This is a genomic window from Geodermatophilus aquaeductus (assembly GCF_900182545.1).
Taxonomy (GTDB): Bacteria; Actinomycetota; Actinomycetes; order Mycobacteriales; family Geodermatophilaceae; genus Geodermatophilus; species Geodermatophilus aquaeductus.
On the sequence record NZ_FXTJ01000002.1, the window covers coordinates 550,242 to 570,800 of the forward strand.

General features: G+C 74.7%; 18 protein-coding genes and 1 tRNA gene. 6 read left to right on the forward strand and 13 right to left on the reverse strand.

Features of this window, described 5'->3' with window-relative positions:
* Positions 1-198: 198 nt before the first annotated feature.
* From FN207_RS07735 to FN207_RS07755, 5 genes are all read right to left on the reverse strand, one after another.
* Positions 199-1,038: a hypothetical protein gene (locus FN207_RS07735; protein WP_142457763.1), complete on the reverse strand. Its 840-nt coding sequence runs from the start codon at positions 1,036-1,038 to the stop codon at positions 199-201.
* 27 nt (positions 1,039-1,065) lie between these two features.
* Positions 1,066-1,956, reverse strand: a complete 891-nt coding sequence (locus FN207_RS07740; protein WP_142457764.1) for a TatD family hydrolase — start codon at positions 1,954-1,956, stop codon at positions 1,066-1,068.
* Complete coding sequence (metG, locus tag FN207_RS07745) at positions 1,953-3,743, reverse strand: methionine--tRNA ligase (RefSeq protein WP_142457766.1); 1,791 nt, start codon at positions 3,741-3,743, stop codon at positions 1,953-1,955. Before metG ends, FN207_RS07740 begins: the two co-directional genes overlap by 4 nt.
* Positions 3,744-3,778: 35 nt before the next feature.
* Positions 3,779-4,381, reverse strand: coding sequence for a hypothetical protein (locus tag FN207_RS07750; protein WP_142457768.1), 603 nt, complete (start codon positions 4,379-4,381; stop codon positions 3,779-3,781).
* Positions 4,382-4,479: 98 nt separating this feature from the next.
* Positions 4,480-6,000, reverse strand: a complete 1,521-nt coding sequence (locus FN207_RS07755) for an amino acid permease (RefSeq protein ID WP_142457770.1) — start codon at positions 5,998-6,000, stop codon at positions 4,480-4,482.
* A 111-nt stretch (positions 6,001-6,111) separates the two neighbouring features.
* Between FN207_RS07755 and corA the strand changes: the two genes are divergently transcribed.
* Positions 6,112-7,218, forward strand: coding sequence for a magnesium/cobalt transporter CorA (gene corA, locus FN207_RS07760; RefSeq protein ID WP_221888092.1), 1,107 nt, complete (start codon positions 6,112-6,114; stop codon positions 7,216-7,218).
* Between the two features lie 74 nt (positions 7,219-7,292).
* On the opposite strand, the gene FN207_RS07765 is transcribed toward corA, so the two are convergent.
* Entirely contained in the window at positions 7,293-8,162 is an 870-nt protein-coding gene (locus FN207_RS07765) for an endonuclease domain-containing protein (protein ID WP_142457772.1), read from the reverse strand.
* A 125-nt stretch (positions 8,163-8,287) separates the two neighbouring features.
* Complete coding sequence (rsmI, locus tag FN207_RS07770) at positions 8,288-9,124, reverse strand: 16S rRNA (cytidine(1402)-2'-O)-methyltransferase (RefSeq protein WP_142457774.1); 837 nt, start codon at positions 9,122-9,124, stop codon at positions 8,288-8,290.
* Positions 9,125-9,178: 54 nt separating this feature from the next.
* On the opposite strand from rsmI, the gene FN207_RS07775 reads away from it, so the two are divergent.
* Together FN207_RS07775 and FN207_RS07780 are read left to right on the forward strand one after the other, a co-directional pair.
* Positions 9,179-10,711 carry a dolichyl-phosphate-mannose--protein mannosyltransferase gene (locus FN207_RS07775; protein WP_142457775.1) on the forward strand — a complete coding sequence of 511 codons (1,533 nt, stop codon included), beginning with the start codon at positions 9,179-9,181 and terminating at the stop codon, positions 10,709-10,711.
* 115 nt (positions 10,712-10,826) lie between these two features.
* Positions 10,827-12,125, forward strand: a complete 1,299-nt coding sequence (locus tag FN207_RS07780) for an MFS transporter (protein ID WP_142457777.1) — start codon at positions 10,827-10,829, stop codon at positions 12,123-12,125.
* Here the strand turns inward: FN207_RS07780 and FN207_RS07785 are convergent.
* The 6 genes from FN207_RS07785 to galU all read right to left on the reverse strand — a co-directional run bounded on the left by FN207_RS07785 (position 12,118) and on the right by galU (position 17,272).
* Positions 12,118-13,140, reverse strand: coding sequence for a polyphosphate kinase 2 family protein (locus FN207_RS07785; protein ID WP_142457779.1), 1,023 nt, complete (start codon positions 13,138-13,140; stop codon positions 12,118-12,120). The genes FN207_RS07780 and FN207_RS07785 overlap by 8 nt on opposite strands.
* Before the next feature lie 156 nt (positions 13,141-13,296).
* A tRNA-Ala gene (locus FN207_RS07790) sits at positions 13,297-13,370 on the reverse strand.
* Positions 13,371-13,446: 76 nt separating this feature from the next.
* Positions 13,447-14,145, reverse strand: coding sequence for a divisome protein SepX/GlpR (gene sepX, locus FN207_RS07795; protein ID WP_142457780.1), 699 nt, complete (start codon positions 14,143-14,145; stop codon positions 13,447-13,449).
* A gap of 164 nt (positions 14,146-14,309) precedes the next feature.
* Positions 14,310-14,921, reverse strand: a complete 612-nt coding sequence (locus FN207_RS07800) for a GNAT family N-acetyltransferase (protein ID WP_246065858.1) — start codon at positions 14,919-14,921, stop codon at positions 14,310-14,312.
* Positions 14,922-14,931: 10 nt separating this feature from the next.
* Positions 14,932-16,323: a molybdotransferase-like divisome protein Glp gene (gene glp, locus FN207_RS07805; RefSeq protein ID WP_185938241.1), complete on the reverse strand. Its 1,392-nt coding sequence runs from the start codon at positions 16,321-16,323 to the stop codon at positions 14,932-14,934.
* A gap of 31 nt (positions 16,324-16,354) precedes the next feature.
* Positions 16,355-17,272, reverse strand: coding sequence for a UTP--glucose-1-phosphate uridylyltransferase GalU (gene galU, locus FN207_RS07810; RefSeq protein ID WP_142457784.1), 918 nt, complete (start codon positions 17,270-17,272; stop codon positions 16,355-16,357).
* Positions 17,273-17,329: 57 nt separating this feature from the next.
* Here galU and FN207_RS07815 point away from each other — a divergent pair, with 57 nt between their 5' ends.
* The 3 genes from FN207_RS07815 to FN207_RS07825 are packed head-to-tail and all read left to right on the forward strand — an operon-like array spanning position 17,330 to position 20,509.
* Positions 17,330-17,923, forward strand: coding sequence for a 5-formyltetrahydrofolate cyclo-ligase (locus tag FN207_RS07815; RefSeq protein ID WP_142457786.1), 594 nt, complete (start codon positions 17,330-17,332; stop codon positions 17,921-17,923).
* Between the two features lie 4 nt (positions 17,924-17,927).
* The gene (locus FN207_RS07820) at positions 17,928-19,307 is read left to right on the forward strand and encodes an SLC13 family permease (RefSeq protein WP_246065859.1); all 1,380 of its coding nucleotides are present in this window, start codon (positions 17,928-17,930) and stop codon (positions 19,305-19,307) included.
* 23 nt (positions 19,308-19,330) lie between these two features.
* Complete coding sequence (locus tag FN207_RS07825; RefSeq protein WP_142457787.1) at positions 19,331-20,509, forward strand: CaiB/BaiF CoA transferase family protein; 1,179 nt, start codon at positions 19,331-19,333, stop codon at positions 20,507-20,509.
* Positions 20,510-20,559 lie beyond the last annotated feature (50 nt).

The window sequence follows — 20,559 nt, forward strand, 5'->3', positions numbered from 1 at the left end:
CACGATAACGAGCCCGGTGCGTGTGGCAACTGTGCGCACGGAGTGAAGCAGGGGGACGACACGTCGACATGGAGCCGCGCCGACACGGTCAGTGAGGAACGCGCCGAGTGTGACGGGTGGGACGGATGCGGTGCGTGAGGTCAGCCGGTGAGCGACGTCACGGTGTGACCGGTGCCGCGACGGGGCACCGGGCCCGGTTCAGCCGGCGAGTGCCCGCTCGTCCGTCCGCACCGGGCGCAGCCAGGTGACGAGGAACGCGGCCACGGCCAGCCCCGCGGCGAGCGCGGCGAAGCCGCCGGCCACCAGCGCCACCGGGAGCAGGTCGACGCCCTGGGTCACGCGGTCGCCGAGGTCGATGCCGGCGGCCAGCAGCAGGGTGCCCAGGGGCAGCAGGGCCAGCACGCTCGTGGCCGCGGTGACCAGGTGCGCGGTCCACGTGCGCAGCGCCTCGTCGACGGGCACGTCGGCGCCCTCGGCGGGCAGCGGCCGGAGAAGGGCACGCAGCAGGGCGGTCTCGGCCAGCAGCCAGGCCACGAGCGGAACGGCCACGGCGACCCAGCCGACGGTGTCGCCGAGGTCCCCGCGCTGCCACATCACGACCGCCACGGCGACCTCCGCGACGACGACCGCGCGGGTGGTCCACAGCAGCCACAGGGAGACCTGTTCGCTGCGGCGCGGCCGGCGGACCGGGTCCGACAGCCGCCAGCGCGGCCGCGGGCGCGTGGCCTCGGCGAGGACGACCCCGGCGAGCAGGCCGACCAGGAGGGCCGGGAGCCAGAGGAACACCGACGCCTCGGCGAACATCACGACGCTGGCGGCGATCCCCACGAGGCCCAGCAGCAGCCCGAGCCGCCGGACGCGGCGGCCGTGCTGCGCCTGGCGCTGCAGCGTGGCCAGGCCCGCGGCCGTGGGGGTCGCGAACTCCACGGCCGCCGACGCGACGGCACGGCGGCCGGCCGCCAGGGCCCACGCGCGGGCGAGCAGCACGCCGGGCACCAGGACGGCGATGAACAGCACGACGGCGATGAGGCGACCCACGCAGACCAGTGTGCCTCTCCTGGGTGCTCAGCCGGTGGGGTCGGTCCCCCACCGGCCGAACACCCGCTCGGCGTTGCGGGTCAGCGCGTCGCAGAGCCGGTCCACCTCGACGCCGGTGACCTCCGCCAGCGCCCGGACTGTGTGCGGCACCAGCCGCGAGGCGTTGGGCCGGCCGCGGTGCGGGACCGGGGTGAGGAAGGGCGAGTCGGTCTCGACGAGCAGCTGGTCCAGCGGCGTGCGCGCCGCCGCCTCCCGCAGGTAGCCGGCGTTGCCGAAGGTCAGCGTGCCGGCGAAGGAGAGCACGTGCCCGCGCTCGACGCAGGCGGTGGCGAACGCGGCGTCGCCGGAGAAGCAGTGGAACACCGTGTGCTCCGGCGCCCCCTCGTCGTCGAGGACCCGCAGGATCTCCTCGTGCGCGTCGCGGTCGTGGACGACCAGCGCCACGCCGTGCTCCTTGGCGATCCGGATGTGCGCCCGGAAGGACGCCTCCTGCGCCGCCCAGCCCTCCGGGCCAGTGCGGTAGCGGTCCAGCCCGGTCTCCCCCACCGCGCGGACCCGCGGCAGCGCCGCCAGCCGGTCGATCTCGGCCAGCGCGTCGTCGTCGGCCGCGCCCTCGCCGGCCTCGTTGGGGTGGACGGCGACGGCGGCCAGCACGTTCGGGTGCCGGGCCGCCAGCTCCGCCGACCACCGCGAGGAGGGCACGTCGACGCCGACCTGCACCAGCCGCGGGATCCCGACGGCGGCCGCGGCCTCGATCTCGGCGTCCACCGCTGACTCGTCGGCGGGCTCCTCGCTGCGGAAGCCGTTCAGGACGATGTCGAGGTGGGTGTGGCTGTCGACCGCCGGCGCCGGGAGCGGCTCCGGCGACGGCGGCGGCTCCCCCCGCCTGTTCGCGCGCGACCCGGCCGACCGGCTCACGCGCCTTCCAGCCGCGCCAGCTCCTCCTCGACGACGGAGTCGTCGAGCTTCCGGAACACCGGGGTGGGCGGGGACAGCGGCGTGCCCGGCTGCAGCTGCCGGGAGGCCCACACCGCCTGCGCGGCGTCGTAGTCGCCGGTGATGACCGGGTAGGGCGAGCCGTCGTCGAGGTCGGTGACCTCCTCGATCTGCGGCGCCGGCGACCACACGCCGGTGCCGCCGAGCAGCTCGTGCACCTTCTGCGCGGAGTGCGGGAGGAACGGCGTGAGCAGCGCGTTGCAGTCGCTGATGGCCTGCAGCGCGGTGTGCAGCACGGTGTCCCGGCGGGCCGGGTCCTCCTTGAGCTTCCACGGCGCCTGGTCGGACAGGTACTTGTTGGCCTCGCCGACCACCCGCATCGCCTCGGTGGCCGCGGCCTTCTGCCGGTTGCGGGCGAGCAGGTCGCCGATCGGGGTGAACGCCGACGACGTCGCCTGCAGCAGCGCGCGGTCGGCGTCGGTGAGCTCCCCCGGCGTCGGGACGGCGCCGACGTTCTTGGCCGCCATCGACACCGTGCGGTTGACCAGGTTGCCCCAGCCGGCGACGAGCTCGTCGTTGTTGCGCCGGAGGAACTCCGCCCAGGTGAAGTCGGTGTCCTGCGACTCGGGCCCGGCGACGGCGACGAAGTAGCGCAGCGCGTCGGCGTCGTAGCGGGCGAGGAAGTCGCGGACGTAGATGACCACCTGGCGCGAGGAGGAGAACTTGCGCCCCTCCATCGTCAGGAACTCGCTGGAGACCACCTCGGTGGGCAGGTTGAGCCGGCCGAGGGAGCCCGGGGAGCCGCCGCGGTCGCCCTCGCCGTTGTAGCCGAGCAGCTGCGCCGGCCAGATCTCGGCGTGGAAGACGATGTTGTCCTTGCCCATGAAGTAGTAGGCGTCGGAGTCCGGCGTCTGCCACCACTGCCGCCAGGCCTCGGGGTCCCCGGAGCGGCGGGCCCACTCGATCGAGGCCGACAGGTAGCCGACGACGGCGTCGAACCACACGTAGATGCGCTTGTCGGGCCGGTCGCGCCAGCCGTCGAGCGGCACCGGCACGCCCCAGTCGATGTCGCGGGTGTAGCTGCGCGGCTTGAGGTCCTCCAGCAGGTTCCGGCTGAAGTTGAGGACGTTGGGCCGCCAGCTCTTGCGCGTCGCCAGCCAGTCGCCCAGCGCGCGGGTGAAGGCCGGCAGGTCGAGGAAGTAGTGCTCGCTCTCGACGAAGCGCGGCGTCTCGCCGTTGATCCGGCTGACCGGGTTGATCAGGTCGGTGGGGTCGAGCTGGTTGCCGCAGTTGTCGCACTGGTCGCCGCGGGCGCCGTCGTACCCGCAGATCGGGCAGGTGCCCTCGATGTAGCGGTCGGGCAGCGTGCGGCCGGTCGACGGGCTGATCGCGCCGAGCGTCGTCTGCGGGAAGACGTACCCGTTCTTGAGCAGGCCGAGGAAGATCTCCTGGCTGACCTGCGCGTGGTTGGCCGTGGTGGTCCGGGTGAACAGGTCGTAGCTCAGCCCCAGGGCCTGCAGGTCGCCGACGATCAGCCGGTTGTTCCGGTCGGCGATCTCCCGCGGGGTCACCCCCTCGGCGTCGGCGGCGACGGTGATCGGGGTGCCGTGCTCGTCGGTGCCGCTGACCATGAGGACGCGGTCCCCGGCCATGCGGTGGTAGCGGCTGAAGACGTCCGAGGGGACGCCGAAGCCGGAGACGTGGCCGATGTGCCGCGGGCCGTTGGCGTAGGGCCAGGCCACGGCGGTCAGGATGTGCCGATCACTCACGGCACGAGAGTAGTGAGGGGTGGCCACCCGCCGGGTCAGTGACCGGAGACGCTGCTCACCGGCGGCAGTTCGCCGCCGACCGGGGTGGTGACCGCCAGCGCCCCGAGGGCGACGCCGATGAGCGCCACGGTGGCCAGGCGCACCCGCGGGTGGCGGGCCGGGGCGGCCGTGCGCACGCGCGGCGGGGCGGCCTCGGCCCAGGCCAGGGTGGCCGGCGCCGAGGCCAGCAGCAGCTTGCCCACCGGCACGGCCAGGGCGAGCAGCGCGACGGCCGGCAGCGGCAGCGTCGTCGGCAGGTCGGCCACCACCGGCGTTCCCAGGCCGAGGACGAACAGCACGGCGACGGCGGCGATCTCGGCGCAGGCGAGGCCGTTGACCAGCCGCCGTCCGCCCTCCAGGGCCGCCATCCCGCTGCCCGCGCAGAGCACGACCCAGCCGGCCAGGCCGCCGAGCACGGTGACCACGACGGGCACCGACGGTCCCGGCGCGGCGGTGAACAGCCCGTCGAGGCCGGTGAGCCCGCCGGCCAGCAGCGCGAGGGCCTCCAGCCCGGAGACCGCGGCCAGCGCGAGCACCGGGGCCGGCCACCACCGGCGGGCGGGGACGGGGAGGGGGGCGTCGAGGACGCTGGTCGCCACGGGTCTGCTCCTGGCCGGGGACGTCAGTCACCGGTCAGGTCGTCGCCCGCGCGGGTGCGCTGGAGACGCGGCGGAGGGGCCCTCACCCCTCCGGGGGGTCAGCGGACGGTGCGGCGGGCCTCCCGGTCGGCGGCGAGGCGCTCGGCCGCGGCCTCGCCCTCCGCGCCGGACAGCCGACTGTGCCTGCGGCCGTAGAGGTAGTAGATGGCGATGCCGATCGCCATCCACACCGCGAACCGCACCCAGGTGTCGGCCGGGAGGTTGAGCATCAGGTAGAAGCAGGCCAGGGCAGAGGCGATCGGCAGGAACGGCACCAGCGGCACGCGGAAGGAGCGGTGCAGGTCCGGCCGGGTGCGCCGCAGCACGATCACGGCGATCGAGACGAGCACGAAGGCGAACAGCGTGCCGATGTTGACCAGCTCGGCCAGCGTGCCCAGCGGCAGGAAGCCGGCGAGCAGCGCGACGGCGATGCCCGTGCCGATCGTGATCTTGTACGGGGTGCCGTAGCGCGGGTGGACGACGGCCATGCCCGGGGGCAGCAGGTGGTCGCGGCTCATCGCGAACAGCACCCGGGACTGCCCGAGCATCAGGATCATGACGACCGACGTCAGACCGGCCAGGGCACCGACGGAGATCACGCTGGAGACGAAGGACAGCCCGACGCTGCTGAACGCCTCCGCCAGCGGCGCCTCGGTGGACAGCTCCGAGTAGGGCTGCATGCCGACGACGACCAGCGAGACGGCGACGTAGAGCAGCGTGCAGACGACGAGCGAGCCGATGATCCCGCGCGGCAGGTCCTTGCGCGGGTCCTTCGTCTCCTCGGCCGCCGTCGCGACGATGTCGAAGCCGATGAAGGCGAAGAACACGATGGAGGCGCCGGCGATCACGCCGCCCCAGCCGAAGCTGCCCTGGGTGAACCCGAGGAGCTGGATGAGCGGGGCGTGCCAGCCGCCCTCCCCCTCCGCGGCCGGCTCGGCGGGCGGCACGAAGGGCGTGTAGTTGTCGGCGTTCAGGTAGAAGCACCCGAGCACGATGACCAGCAGGACGATGGCGACCTTGATGGCCACGATCACGCTGGTCACGCGCGAGGACAGCTTGATCCCGAGGACCAGGACGGCGGTCATCAGCAGCGCGATGACGATCGCCGGGATGTTGACCGTCGCGGTCTCCCCCGCGATCGACGTCGGCAGCGGGATGCCGAGGTCGCCGAGCAGCTGGTTGAGGTAGCCCGACCAACCCACCGACACCGTGGCCGCGCCCAGGGCGAGCTCGAGGACGAGGTCCCAGCCGATGATCCAGGCGACCACCTCGCCGAGGGTGGCGTAGGAGAACGTGTAGGCCGAGCCCGCCACCGGCACGGTCGAGGCGAACTCCGCGTAGCAGACCGCGGCCAGCCCGCAGACGACGCCGGCGATCACGAACGAGATGGCCACCGCCGGCCCGGCCGTCGTCTTCGCCACCTCGCCGGTGAGCACGAAGATGCCGGTGCCGATGATCACCCCGACGCCGAAGACGGCGAGGTCGAGGCCGGAGAGGTTCTTCTTGAGCCGGTGCTCGGGCTCCTCGGTGTCACGGATGGAGTCCTCGACCGACTTCACCCGGCGCGTGCTCGCGGTCACAGCGTCCTCCTCGGCGGTGTACCTCCGGGCAGCGTGGCACGGGGGCCGGAGTCCCGCACGCCTACGCTCCTGGCACCCCCGTCACCGCGGCGGGTCGGGAGGAGGCGCACCGTGACCGACCAGCGGGCGGACGCGCCTCCCGGGCCCCGTCCCGGGCCGTTCGTGCCCACCACGCACCCCCGGCCGGCAGGCGCGCCGCGTCCCGCCTCGTCGCGGCCCCCGGGTGTCGACGCCGTCGTCGACTGCGCCGTGTACGTGCAGGGCCGCCGCGAGCCGCCCATCGACCCGGCCGAGGCGCTGGCCGCCGCCGTCGAGCGGGACGGGTTCGTGTGGCTCGGGCTGTTCGAGCCGACGGAGGCCGAGCTGGGCGCGATCGCCGAGCACTACGGGCTGCACCCGCTGGCCGTCGAGGACGCCGTCTACGCCCACCAGCGGCCCAAGCTCGAGCGCTACGACTCCGACCTGTTCATGGTGCTCAAGACCGCGCGCTACGTGGAGCACGAGCAGCTGACGGCGACCAGCGAGGTGGTCGACACCGGCGAGGTCATGGTGTTCGTCGGCCCGCACCACGTGATCACCGTCCGGCACGGGGACCACAACGACCTGACCGAGCTGCGCCACCGGCTCGAGGAGCAGCGCGACCTGCTCTGCCTCGGTCCGGCCGCGGTGCTCTACGCGGTGTCCGACCTCGTCGTCGACTCCTTCGTCGACGTCGCCGAGCAGGTGCAGGACGACGTCGACGAGCTCGAGGCGTCGGTGTTCAGCCCCGAGCGCACCGACGACATCGGCCGGCTGTACCAGCTCAAGCGGGAGCTGATGTCGCTGCGGCGTGCGGTGGCGCCGCTGGAGGTGCCGCTGCAGAAGCTGGCCGAGCGGCAGATCGACGGCGTGCCCGACCCGATGCGCTCGTACTTCCGCGACGTGCTCGACCACGCCATCCGGGTGCGCGACCAGGTCGGCAGCCTCGACGAGCTGCTGTCGTCGATCCTGCAGGCCTCGCTGGCGCGCACGTCGATGGCCGACAACGAGGACATGCGCAAGATCTCGGCGTGGGCGGGCATCATCGCCGTCCCCACCGCGATCGCCGGCATCTACGGGATGAACTTCGAGTTCATGCCCGAGCTGCAGTGGCGCTGGGGCTATCCGATGGTGCTGCTGGTGATCGTCGTCGCCTGCGTCCTGCTGTACCGCGGCTTCAAGCGCAACGGCTGGCTGTAGGCCCGCCCCTCATCGCGTTGTGTGCACGCAGCGCGATGAGGGCGGCGCCGCGGCCGCGCTGCGTGCACAGTTCGTCAGCGTCGGAGCGCGGCACGGATCGTCGCCATCAGTCGGACCGGGTCGTGCAGGTCCGCGGCGGTCACGAACACGACGGTCCACCCCGCCGCCTGCAGGGCGTTGAGCCGTCGCCGGTCGCGGGCGAACTGACCGGGCTCGGCGTGCCAGGCCCCGTCGTACTCGAGGGCGACCCGGAGCCCGGGCCACGCGAGGTCCACCCGCGCGACGAAACGGCCCTCGTGCGTGACGACGTACTGGGCGACGGGTGCCGGGAGCCCGCCGTCGACGACGAGCAGCCGCAGCCGCGTCTCCTGCGGCGACTCGGCGAGGCCGTCGGCCCGGGAGCAGGCACGGCGGACGCGCGGCGACGCCCGCCCGGGGACGGCGGCCCGTGCGCGCACCTCGTCGAGGGCGACGACCCCCGCGGCGACCATGCGGTCGACGGCGACCACGGCCTCGTCCGGGTCCAGCACCGCCGCCGCGCGGATCGCCGCCGCGGCAGCCGACTGCACGCGGACACCGTCCAGGACCTGCACGTCGCCGGGCGGCACCGCCAGCCGGCGCACCCGGACGCCCGGGACGCGGCGCGGGTGCGAGCCCGGCGGGAGGACCAGTTCGACGTCGTCCCGTTCGTCGGCGAGGTCGACGCCCCACAGGACCGCGGCGCTCAGGCCCGACACGACGGCGCCCGGCAGCAGCAGACCCGCCGCCGCCCGCGCTCGGAGCCGGTGCGAGTCAGGGACCCGGGCATCGACGTAGACGTCGCGGAAGAGCCGCCGGCAGGAGTGGCCGCGGAGGCGGGCCGGGGTGAGCAGCCCCCGGCGCACCACGTCGGTGCCTCGGAAGAGGCGGTGGCGGAGGACGTCGGGCAGGGCGGTCGTCGACACACGCGCACCCTCGGCGGATCAGCCGACCCGAGGCCTGACGGCGTCCACAGACCGCGTGATGTGCACACATCGCCCGCCGAGCGCTCCGTAACGCACGAGGTGTGCACGGAGCGCGACGCCGCGACTCAGCCCTTGGCGGCGACGACGGCGTCGTAGACGGTGCGGCGGGACAGGCCGGTGCGGGTGACGACGGCGCGGATCGCGTCCTTGCGCGTGGCGCCCGCCGCCTCCTCCCCCGCCACGAGCGCGGCCAGCTCGGCGGGCGAGAGCTCCACCGGCTCCGGGGAGGCCCCGGCCACGACGAGGGTGATCTCACCGCGGACCCCGTCGGCGGCCCACTCCGCGAGCGAGGACAGCGGCCCGCGCCGGACCTCCTCGTGCGTCTTCGTCAGCTCCCGGCAGACGGCGGCCTCCCGCGCGGGCCCGAACGCGGCGGCGGCGTCGGCCAGGGCGTCGGCCAGCCGGTGCGGCGACTCGAAGAACACCATCGTGCGGCGCTCGTCGGCCAGCGCGGTCAGGCGGGACCGCCGCTCACCGCCCTTGCGCGGCAGGAACCCCTCGAAGCAGAACCGGTCCACGGGAAGCCCCGAGACGGCGAGCGCGGTGACCACCGCCGACGGCCCGGGCACCGAGGTCACATCGACGCCGGCGTCGATCGCCGCGCGCACCAGCGTGTACCCGGGGTCGGAGACCGAGGGCATGCCGGCGTCGGTGAGCAGCAGGACGGTCGCCCCGTCGGACAGCGCGGTCATCAGCCCGGGCAGCCGCTGCCGCTCGACCGACTCGTGGAAGGTCACCACCCGCCCGGTCAGCGTCACCTGGAGGTCGGCGGCCAGCCGGTGCAGCCGGCGGGTGTCCTCGACGGCCAGGACGTCGGCCGACGCCATCGCCTGCCGCAGCCGCGGGCCGACGTCGCCGGGCTGGCCGAGGGGTGCGCCACCGAGCACGAGCCGTCCCGTCACGGCGACGAGCCTGTCACGCCGGGCGGTCCGCCCGTCCCACATACCCTGAGGCGCATGGCGGTCCTGGCTCCCGAGCGCGCGGACGCCGAGCCGCCGGCCGAGGACCTCCCCGCCCGCCCGCCGCGCCGCTGGCCCGCGCCGCGGCCCCGGGTGGACCGCACTCCCCCGCTGCCCACCGACCGGCTGCTGTCGTGGGTGCTCGCCGCCGTGCTCGGCGTCCTGGCGCTGGTCGGCCGCCTGGTCGGCATCACCTACCCCGACACGCTGCTGTTCGACGAGGCGTACTACCCGCCCGAGGCGCACGAGCTGCTGGTCTGGGGCCACGAGTACAACCGCGGCTACACGTTCATCGTCCACCCGCCGCTGGGCAAGTGGCTGATCGCCGCGGGCGAGCAGGTCTTCGGCTACACCAGCCTCGGCTGGCGGTTCCCCTCGGCGGTGGCCGGCGCCATCGCCGTCGTCCTGCTCGTCCGGCTGACCCGGCGGCTGACCGGCTCGACGCTGCTCGGCCTGGTCGCGGGTCTGCTCCTGGCCCTCGACGGCTTCGCGTTCACCGTCTCCCGCATCGGCCTGCTCGACGTCTTCCTGCAGGTCCTCGTGCTCGGCGCGGTCGCCTGCCTCGTCGTCGACCGCGACCGCGTGCGCGCCCGCATCAGCGGCTCGCTACCGGTGCCGGCCACCGGCTTCCGCCTCGGCCCGCGTGGCTGGCGCATCGCCGCGGGTCTCCTCTTCGGCTGCGCCTGCTCGGTGAAGTGGAGCGGGATCTACTTCCTGGCGTTCTGCGCCGTCCTGTCGCTGTTCTGGGACCGGGCGGCCTGGCGGGCGGCCGGCGTCCCGAACCCGACGGCGACCGCGCTGCGCCGCGGGCTGCCCGGCGCCACGTGGGCGCTGGCCGCCGTCCCGGTGCTGACCTACCTCGCCAGCTTCGCCGGGTGGTTCCTCGGGGAGACGGCGCAGGGACGCTGGTGGGCGCAGCGCAACCCCGAGACCGCCTTCCCGTGGATCCCCGACGCGCTGCGGTCGTGGTGGCACATGCACGTCGAGTGGTGGACCTTCCACAACGGCCTGTCGACGCCGCACCCGTGGGAGTCCGGCCCGTGGACCTGGCTGGTGAACGGCCGGCCGATCCTGCTGTGGAACCCGCAGGGCCTCACCGACTCCGCGGGCGACCAGGTCATCCGCTACATCCTCATGGTCGGGACGCCGACGCTGTGGCTGGCGTTCGCCCCGGCGCTGGCCTGGACCGTGTGGCGGATCGTCGCCCGCCGCGACCCCGCCGCCGTGCTGGTCGCCGTCACCGTGACCGCGGGCTGGGGCACCTGGTTCCTCAACCCCGAGCGCACGATGTTCGTCTTCTACATGGCGCCGGTGCTGCCGTTCTTCGTGCTCGCCGTGACGCTCGCGCTGCAGGACGTCCTCGGCCGACCCGAGGCGCCCGCGTGGCGGCGCTCCGCGGGGCTGGCCGCGGTCAGCGGCTACGTCGCGGTCGTGGCCGGCACCTTCGCGTTCTTCTACCCGGTACTCGCCGGGCGCCCGCTCTCGCACGCGGAGTGGCTGCTGCGCATGTGGTTCCCGTCATGGTTCTGAGGAGCCCGCTCCTCCGATAGATGGTTGCGGAGTACAACCGACGGTGCGCCCTTGGAGGCCCACCTCGCCGCCGACGAGGGCGCTCCCCCGCCCCTCGCACCCCGGAGGTGACCCGGTGAGCTCCGCCGCCGGAACCAGCACGTGGAAGCAGCCGAAGGCGGTCTACGCCGTCGCCTTCGCCTGCGTCGTCAGCTTCATGGGCATCGGCCTGGTCGACCCGATCCTGCCGGCGCTGTCCGAGCAGCTCGACGCCACGCCCAGCCAGGTCAGCCTGCTGTTCACCAGCTACCTCGTCGTGACCGCCGTGGCGATGCTCGCCACCGGCTGGGTCTCGAGCCGCATCGGCGCCAAGAAGACGCTGGTCACCGGCCTGGCGATCATCGTCGTCTTCTCCGCCCTGGCCGGGCTGTCCGGCTCGATCGACGGCATCGTCGGCTTCCGCGCCGGCTGGGGCCTGGGCAACGCGCTGTTCATCGCCACCTCGCTGGCGGTCATCGTCGCCTCGGCCACCGGCGGCTTCGCCGGCGCGATCGTGCTCTACGAGGCCGCACTCGGCCTGGGCATCGCGGCCGGCCCGCTGGTCGGCGGCCTGCTCGGTGACGTGAGCTGGCGCGGGCCGTTCTTCGGTGTCGCGGTGCTCATGGCGGTCGCGCTGCTGGCCACCGTCGTCCTGCTCGACGACGTCCCGAAGCCCGCGGTCACGACGCCGCTGTCGGCCCCGCTGAAGGCCCTGCGGCACCGCAGCCTGCTGACGATGGCGATCACCGCGGTGCTCTACAACTGGGGCTTCTTCACGATGCTGGGCTACGCGCCCTACCCGATGGAGCTCGGCGCGGTGCAGCTCGGCTGGGTGTTCTTCGGCTGGGGGCTGCTGGTCGCGGTCTTCTCCGTCGTCGCCGCGCCCCGGCTGCAGGCCCGCTTCGGCACCGCCCCCTCGCTCTACGGCGCGCTCGGCTTCTTCGCCGTCCTGCTGCTGCTCATCGGCCTGTTCACCGACGTCCGGTGGGCGCTCATCAGCTGCGTCGTCGCGTCGGGGATGGTCGTCGGGGTCAACAACACGCTCACCACGCAGGCGGTCATGCTCGTCTCGCCGGCGGAGCGCCCGGTCGCCTCGGCCGCCTACGGCTTCGTGCGGTTCATCGGCGGCGGGCTGGCGCCGTTCGTCGCCGGGAAGATGGTCGACACCTGGGACATCCACGTCCCGTTCGTCGTCGGCGCCGTCGCCGTGGCCCTCGGCATCGTCGTGCTGGCCACCGGCCACCGGGTGCTGGCCGCCGCCGACGCCGGGCTGGTCGGGGACGCGCACGGACCGGTCGACGACGTCGCCGGCGAGGTGGCCGACGAGTTCGGCGGCGCGCCAGCCGCGATCGACAGCGAGGTCACCGCGGCGCACGCGAGCGCCCGGGTCAGGTGACCGGCACCGGCGCGGACGCCGCCCGCACGAGCAGCGGGTCGGGGGTCCCGACGACGTCGTCGCGGCGGCCGTCGTAGTCCAGCGCCGACAGGACGTGCCGCACCGCCTCGAGCCGGGCGCGCGGCTCGTCGTTGGCACGGACGACGGTCCACGGCGGCGTCGCGGCCAGGACCGTCTCCTCGGCGGCCGTGTGCGCGTCCCAGCGGTCGAGGACGGCCAGGTCGGCGGTTGTGAGCCGGTACCCGTCGCGGCGCAGGGCCAGCCGGGTGCGCTGCTCGCCGCGGGTGACGGAGAACCACAGCTTGACCAGCCGCAGGCCGCCGGCCACGAGCAGCTGCTCGGCCGCGGCCACCGCACGCAGGTCGCCGGTGCCGGTCTCCACCGCCGGCCGGCCGTACCAGGACCGGTCGAACAGCACGAGCTCCCCCGCGGCCGGCAGGGCGCCCAGGGACGGCCGCACCGGCGCCGACGGGCTCCCCGGCGCCACCACGCGGGTGCGGCGCGGGTCCAGGTGCTCGGTGACCGTCCGGACCAGGCCGTCGGTGCCCGCGGCCTCGCGCCCCTCGAGGACGACGGCCACCCTCTGCCCGGTCGCGCCCGCCCAGCGCTGCAGCTTGAGCAGCTCGACCTGCAGCCGCAGCTCCTGCACCTCGGACTCCGCGCGGCCCATCAGCCCGTCGTAGGGGTGGTCCTCGCGCCACGTCTCCGGCCGCCGTCCCGGGGCCCGGCGGCCGGCGCCCACGTCCGCACCGGGACGCGGGCGAGGGACGGGCGCGGCGGCGCGGTGCACCGGCGGGCGCTCCGGCACCTCCGGCCCGGGCAGCCGCAGCAGCTCGAGCGGCACCCAGACCACGCGCGGCGCACCGGCGACGTCTACCCGGACCCGCACCCGGCAGCGGCCGGCCCCGTCGTGCCGCCAGCCGAGCACCCCGGCCGGGAGCCAGGCGCCGTCGAGGTGCAGCTCCGCCGGCTGGGGGTGCGCCAGGGAGGCGACCCGGTGCTCCTCCCCTGCCATGCGCAGGACGCTAGGAGCCGCGACGGCGCGTCCCCGGCAGGCGGGATGACGAAGTCCGGCCGCCGTCGCTGTCGAAGACGGCCCACCCACCGGCCCCGGGAACGACGGACGCCGCCGGGGCGGGTGCCCCGACGGCGTCGGTGTCGTGCGTCTGGGTGGAGCTGAGGGGATTCGAACCCCTGACCCCCTCGATGCGAACGAGGTGCGCTACCGGACTGCGCTACAGCCCCTGACTGCGGGGGAAAGACTACCGCCCGCGCCCCCGGGTGCCACCGGCGGGGGTGGCACCCGAGGGTCTCGGTGCTCTCAGCCGTTGACCACCCGCGGCTGGTAGAGGTCGATGTCGGCGAACCCGATGTCGTCGTCGTCCAGGCCGACGACGGCGCTGTCCTGCCAGCCGGCGGGCACCGGGCGGGCGGCGACCACGCGGGCCGGGCGCAGCGGGTGCACCGGCGCCAGCGGCAGGCTCGGGTGCGGCAGGCCGACGGTCGGGTGCACCGGCTCCTCGGTGAGGACCGGCGCCTCGATCGGCCCGGCCACCATCGGCTCGGCCACGCGGGGCGCCGGCCGGGGCACGGGCCGGGCGGCGGCACGGGCGGCACGGCGGGCGGCGGCGCGCTCGCGGCGGGCCGCGGCGCGCAGGACCACCAGGTAGCCGACCAGCGCGACGTCGAGCAGCCCCTGGGCCACCCACAGCCACGGCGTGAGGGTCAGCGCGCCGACCAGCGCCAGCAGCGTGAGCGCCACCAGCCCGGCGAGCGTGCGCCGCCGGACGGCGTGCACGTCGATCCGCAGCTCGCCGGTCTGCCGGAGGAACTCGCGGTCGACCGCGACGCGCTCCGTCTCGGCCGAGCGGACCGGGTCACTCCCCCGCCGGCGCTGCAGCGTCCGGCCCGGAGTGACCTCCGCGCGGGTCGCCGAGGCGTCGCCGCGGGTCACCACCATCGGCACCAGCACGACGAACCACAGCACGACCAGCGCGGCCAGCAGGACGCCTGACCCCATCGAGAACACCACCCGTCACACGAGTCACTTGCCGCGGGAGGTTATGCAGGTCGCTGCCCACATCGAGGGAGGCGCGCGGCGTGTCGCGCGAGTGTCGTGTGACGGGAGTGGCCGCGGCAGCGGCGTGTCGACATGGAGTCGAACGGACACCGGGCGTGCGCGTGCTAGTGGCGGGGCGCGCGCGAGGCCCAGACGGCGACCACGCCGCGCGGGGAGTCCTCGGCCAGCAGCGCGTAGGACAGGTGGTCGCGCCAGTCGCCGTCGATGTCGAGGTAGCGGCGCAGCAGTCCCTCGCGGGTGAACCCGAGCCGCTCGACGAGGCGCTGGCTGGGCCCGTTCTCCGGGCGGATGTCGGCCTGCAGCCGGTGCAGTCCGCCGGGGCCGAAGGCGTGGTCGCAGACGAGGGCCACCGCCAGCGACGCCATCCCGCGCCCGGCCACCGACCGGTCGATCCAGTAGCCCAGCGACCCCGACCGCAGGGCGCCGCGGACGATGTTGTCCACCGTCACCTGCCCGGCCAGCCGGCCCTCGACGCGGACGGCGAAGGGCATCGACGTCCCGGCCCGCGCCCGGCGGGCGACCGAGCGGCGCATCACGCGGTAGGCCGCCGGCGTGTGCCGGACCGACCAGGCCACCCCGGCCGATGGCTCCCACGGCCGCAGCCAGGACTCGTTGGCCAGCCGCAGCCGGCTCCACTCGGCGGCGTCGCCGCGTCGCAGCGGGGCGAGCTCGACCGGTCCGTACGCCAGCCGGGCCGGCCAGCCCGGGTGCTGCACCGGGTCCAGCTCAGCCGCCCAGCAGCAGGGGCATGACCGTCACGAGCCCGCCCTCGGCGACCTCCGTGACGTCCTCGTCGACGACGATCAGGCAGTTGGCCCGCGCCATGCGCGCCAGCATCGCCTCGTCGCCGTCGCCGAGCGGCTCGACGACGTAGCCGCCGTCGGGGTGGCGCATGACCTGGCCGTGCAGGTACTGCCGGTAGCCCAGCGGCGAGACCAGCCGCTCGGCGCTGATCGCCTGCACGGTGCGGCGGAACAGCTGGCGCTTGCCCAGCATCGAGCGGATCGCCGGGCGCACGAAGACCTCGAAGGACACCAGCGCGGCCACCGGCTCGCCGGGCACGCAGATGACCGGGACCTCGTCGCGGCCCAGCCGGCCGAAGCCCTGGACGGGTCCGGGGTGCATCGTCACCTGACGGAAGCGCATCGGCCCGAGCTCGGCGAGCACCTCCTGCACCATGTCGCCGTCGGTGGCGAACGTGCCGGCGATCAGGACCAGGTCGCTGCGCAGCAGCTGGCTCTCCAGCACCTCGGTCAGCCGGCGGCGCTCGGTGGGCAGGATCCCCCACCGGTAGGCGGCCGCGCCGGCGTCGCGGGCGGCGGCGGCCAGCGCGTAGGTGTTGACGTCGACGACCTGCCCGGGCGTGGGCTGCGCGGTGATGTCGACCAGCTCGGTGCCGGCGGAGAGCACCGCGACCCGCGGCCGGGGCCGGACCTGCACGCGGTCGCGGCCGACGGCGGCCAGCAGGCTGATCTGCGCCGGCCCGATCGGGGTGCCCAGGCGGACGGCGACGGTGCCGGGCGAGACGTCGTCCCCGGCGCGGCGCACGTAGCCGCCGGCCTCCGGCCCGCCGTGGACCTGCACCCGCACCACGCCGCGGTCGGTCCACACGGCCGGGACGACGACGTCGGCGCCGGCCGGCAGCATCGCCCCGGCGCTCACCTTCTGCGCGAGGCCGGGCGCCAGCGCCGTCGGGCCGGCCGCCCCCGCGACGGTCTCCCCCACGACGGCGAGCTCGACGGGCGCGTCGGGCGTGGCCGCGGCGACGTCCTCGGCCCGGGCGGCGTAGCCGTCGAGCGCGGCCTGGTCGAAGGCCGGCAGCGCGCGGGCGCTGACCACCTCCTCGGCGCACAGCAGGCCCTGGGCGTCGAGGACGGCGAGCTCGATCGGCTCCGGCTGCGGGACCGCGGCGAGGATCTCGTCGAGGTGCGTCTCCACCGTGCGCAGCACCGGCGTCTCGGGCTCCGGGGCCGGCGGCGGCGGGAGGGCCGCGCCGCGGTCGATCGCGGCGGTGGCGTGCACCGGCAGCCGCGGGGACGTCGGCGGGTCCAGGGTGGCCCCGCTGCGGAGGTCCAGCGCCGTCGTGTCCCGTCCGCCGTGCGTGCCGTTCTCGCTCATCGCTGTGATCGTCCCCCCTGCGGGGAGCGCCTCAGGCCTGCGACGCGCCCTCGGCGGGCAGGTCGGCCACGAACTCCGTCAGCCAGGAGCGCAGCGCGGGGCCGAGGTCCTCGCGCTCGGAGGCCAGCCGGATGACCGCCTTGAGGTAGTCGAGCTTGTCGCCGGTGTCGTAGCGGCGGCCGTCGAAGACCACGCCGTGCAGCGGGTGCCCCCGCTCGACCAGCGTGGCCAGCGCGTCGGTCAGCTGGATCTCCCCGCCGCGGCCGGGCGCGGTCTCGCGGAGCACCGCGAAGACCTCGGGGGCGAGCACGTAGCGGCCGATGATCGCCAGGCTGCTCGGCGCCTCGTCGACCGGCGGCTTCTCGACCAGACCGGTGATCGTCACGACGCCCTGCTGCGTGTCCTCCTGGATCGCGACCGCGCCGTACTTGTCGATGTTCTCCCGGCCGACGTCGAGCAGCGCGATCACCGATCCGCCGTGCTCGGCCTGGACGGCGAGCATCTGCTCGAGCAGGTGGTCGCGGGCGTCGATCAGGTCGTCGCCGAGGAGGACGGCGAAGGGCTCGTCGCCGACGAAGGCCGCGGCCTGCAGGACCGCGTGGCCCAGGCCCCGGGCCTCGCCCTGCCGCACGAAGTGCACCTGGGCGACGTCGGTGGACTCCTGGACGGCGGCCAGCCGGCCGGCGTCGCCCTTCTTCTCCAGCGCCGTCTCGAGCTCGGGGGTGCGGTCGAAGAAGTCCTCGATGGCGGCCTTGTTGCGGCCGGTGACCATGAGCACCTCGGCGAGACCGGCGCGGGCGGCCTCCTCGACGATGTACTGCAGCGCCGGGCGGTCCACCACGGGCAGCAGCTCCTTGGGCACCGCCTTGGTGGCGGGGAGGAACCGCGTCCCCATCCCCGCGACGGGGATGACGGCCTTGCGCGCCGCACGCGGCGTCGGGGTCGACATGGTCGGGGAGCCTAGCCAGAGCCCGCCGGGCACCACCTCCAGCACTAACCTCCGAGGGTGACCTCCGCGCAGGGCGCCGAGCCCGCCAAGGCCGCGCTGCGCGAGGCACTCACCGCCCGCCGCCGCACGCGGTCCTCCGCCGAGCGGGCCGCCGCGGCCGCCGCGGTCGCCTCCGCGCTGCTGCAGCGCCTGGCCCGGGTCCGGGTGCTGGCCGCCTTCGCCCCCGACGACACCGAGCCCGGCCACGGCCGGCTGCCGGCCGCCTTCACCCAGCTCGGCGCGCGGGTGCTCCTGCCGGTCGTCCCCGACTCCGGCGCCGAGCTGCGCTGGGCGGTCGACACCGGCCGGCTGGCGCCGGGCCGCTTCGGGCTGCCGGAGCCGGTCGGCCCGCGGCTGGGCCCGACGGCGATCGGCACGGCCGACGTCGTGATCGTGCCGGCGCTGGCCGTCGACGCCCAGGGCATCCGGCTGGGCCGCGGCGGCGGGTACTACGACCGCGCCCTGCTGCACGCCCGGCCGGGCGCCGTCGTCGTGGCGCTGGTCTTCGACGACGAGTTCGTCAACCGGCTGCCGGCCCTCGAGCACGACCGCCCGGTGACCGCCGTCGTCACCCCGTCCGGCGGCTGGCAGGAACTACCCGCCGGTAGGTGACACGGTGGGCGGGCCCGTCGACGCCGACGAGAGGAGCCCGCTGGTGTCCCCCGAGATCGTCACCATCCTCGCGCTGGTCGTGATCTTCGCGATCGCCACGTTCCTGCCGATCAACATGGGGGCGCTGGCCTTCGTCGCGGCCTTCGTCGTCGGGACGCTCTCGGTCGGGTTGACGACCGACGAGATCCTCGCGGGCTTCCCCTCGGAACTGGTCCTGACCCTCATCGGGGTCACCTACCTGTTCGCGATCGCGCAGAACAACGGGACGGTCGACCTGCTGGTGCGGGGGGCGGTCCGGCTCGTCGGCGGCCACGTCGCGGCCATCCCCTGGATCATGTTCTTCGTCACCGCGGCGCTGACGGCGATCGGCGCCCTCTCCCCCGCCGCGGTCGCGATCATCGCGCCGATCGCGCTCACCTTCGCTGCGAGGCACGGGATCAGCCCGCTGCTGATGGGCATGATGGTCATCCACGGCGCCCAGGGGGGCGGCTTCTCCCCCATCAGCGTCTACGGCGTCACGGTGAACGACATCGTGGAGGAGGCCGGCCTGCCGGACAGCTCGATCCAGGTCTTCCTCGGCAGCCTCTTCTTCAACCTGGCGATCGCCCTGGTGCTGTTCTTCGTGCTGGGCGGCCGGAAGCTGCTGGGGCGGAAGGTGGCGGCCGCGCCCCTCGAGCACGTCGAGCACTCCCACGGCACCCTGGTCCGGGGCCACGGTGCCGCCCCGGGTCCGGGGGTCGGCGGCGACGACGACGAGCACATCCACCCCGACGTCCCCCAGCCGGTGCGCCTGGAGCAGATCCTCACGCTGATCGGTCTGGCGGTCGTCGCGGTCCTGGCGCTCGTCTTCGACCTCGACATCGGGTTCGTCTCGATCACCGTCGCCGTCGTCCTGGCGCTGTTCTCCGCGCAGCAGCACAAGGGAGCGGTCACCCAGATCAGCTGGAGCACCATCCTGCTGATCGCCGGCGTGCTCACCTTCGTCTTCGTGCTGCAGGAAGCGGGCACGATCGAGTACGTCGGCGAGGCGGTCACCGGGATCGGCGCGCCGCTGCTCGTGGCCCTGCTGCTCTGCTACATCGGCGCGGTGGTGTCGGCGTTCGCGTCGTCCGTCGCGATCATCGCCGTGGCCATCGCGCTGGCCGTGCCCTTCCTCCAGGCCGGGGACATCGGGGCCGTGGGCGTGGTGGTCGCCCTGTCCGTGTCCTCGACCATCGTCGACGTGAGCCCGTTCTCGACGAACGGCGCGCTGGTGCTGGCCAACGCGCAGGACGTGGACAGGGACCGCTTCTACAAGCAGATCCTGGCCTACTCCGGGATCGTCGTCACCGCCGGACCGCTCCTGGCCTGGCTGGTCTTCGTCGTCGTCCCGAGCTGGCTCTAGACCGGACCAGGGAGACTGGACCCATGACCGGACCGCTCGACGGGATCCTCGTCGTCGACCTGACCCGCGCCCTCGCCGGGCCGCACGCCGCGATGATGCTCGGCGACCTCGGCGCCCGGGTGATCAAGGTGGAGAACCCCGGCGGCGGGGACGACACCCGCGGCTGGGGGCCGCCGTTCGTCCAGCCGGACTCCGGCGACCGGGAGTCGACGTACTTCCTGTCGGCCAACCGCAACAAGGAGTCGGTCACCCTCGACCTGAAGGACGACGCCGACAAGGAGCTGCTGCGCGAGCTGGTCCGGCGCGCCGACGTGCTCCTGGAGAACTTCCGCCCCGGGACGCTGGAGCGCCTCGGCTTCGGCACCGCCGTCCTCGCCGAGCTCAACCCCCGGCTGGTGACCCTGTCGATCAGCGGCTTCGGCCACGACGGACCCGAGGGCGGACGGGCCGGCTACGACCAGATCGCGCAGGGCGAGGCCGGGCTGATGTCGCTGACCGGCCCGGGCCCGGACGACCCGCAGCGGGTCGGCGTCCCGATCGGCGACCTGCTCGCCGGCATGTACGGCGCCTACGGCGTGCTCGCCGCGCTGCACGAGCGGGAGCGGACCGGCCGCGGCCAGGTGGTGCGCACGTCGCTGCTGGCCGCCGTCGTGGGCGTGCACGCCTTCCAGGGGACGGCGTGGACGGTGGGCGGGCAGGTCGGCCGCGCGCAGGGCAACCACCACCCCTCGATCGCGCCGTACGGCCTGTTCCACTGCAAGGGCGGCAGCGTGCAGCTGTCCTGCGGGTCGGAGGGGCTGTGGCGGCGGCTGTGCGCCGAGTTCGGCCTGGACGCCGAGGCGCCGGGCCTGGCCACCAACGGCGAGCGCGTGGGCAACCGGCAGCAGGTGATCGAGCTGCTCGAGCGCACCTTCGCCGACGTCGACGCCGAGACGCTGCTCGCCCGGCTGGCCGCCGCCGGCGTCCCGGCGGGCAAGGTCCGCACGATCGACGAGGTCTACGGCTGGGACCAGACGCTGTCGCAGGGGCTGCTGGTCGACGTCGAGCACGCCACGCTGGGCCGGCTGCAGCTGCCCGGCCCGCCGCTGCGCTTCTTCGCCGCCGGTCCCGACGGCGAGACCGAGACGACCCGCCGCGAGCACGCCGCTCCCCCGGTGCTGGGCGGCTCCGACGCCGAGATCCGCGCCTGGCTGGGGCAGTGAGCGAGCTCGCGAGCTCACCGATCAGCACAGCAGCCTGGCTCACTGGTCCG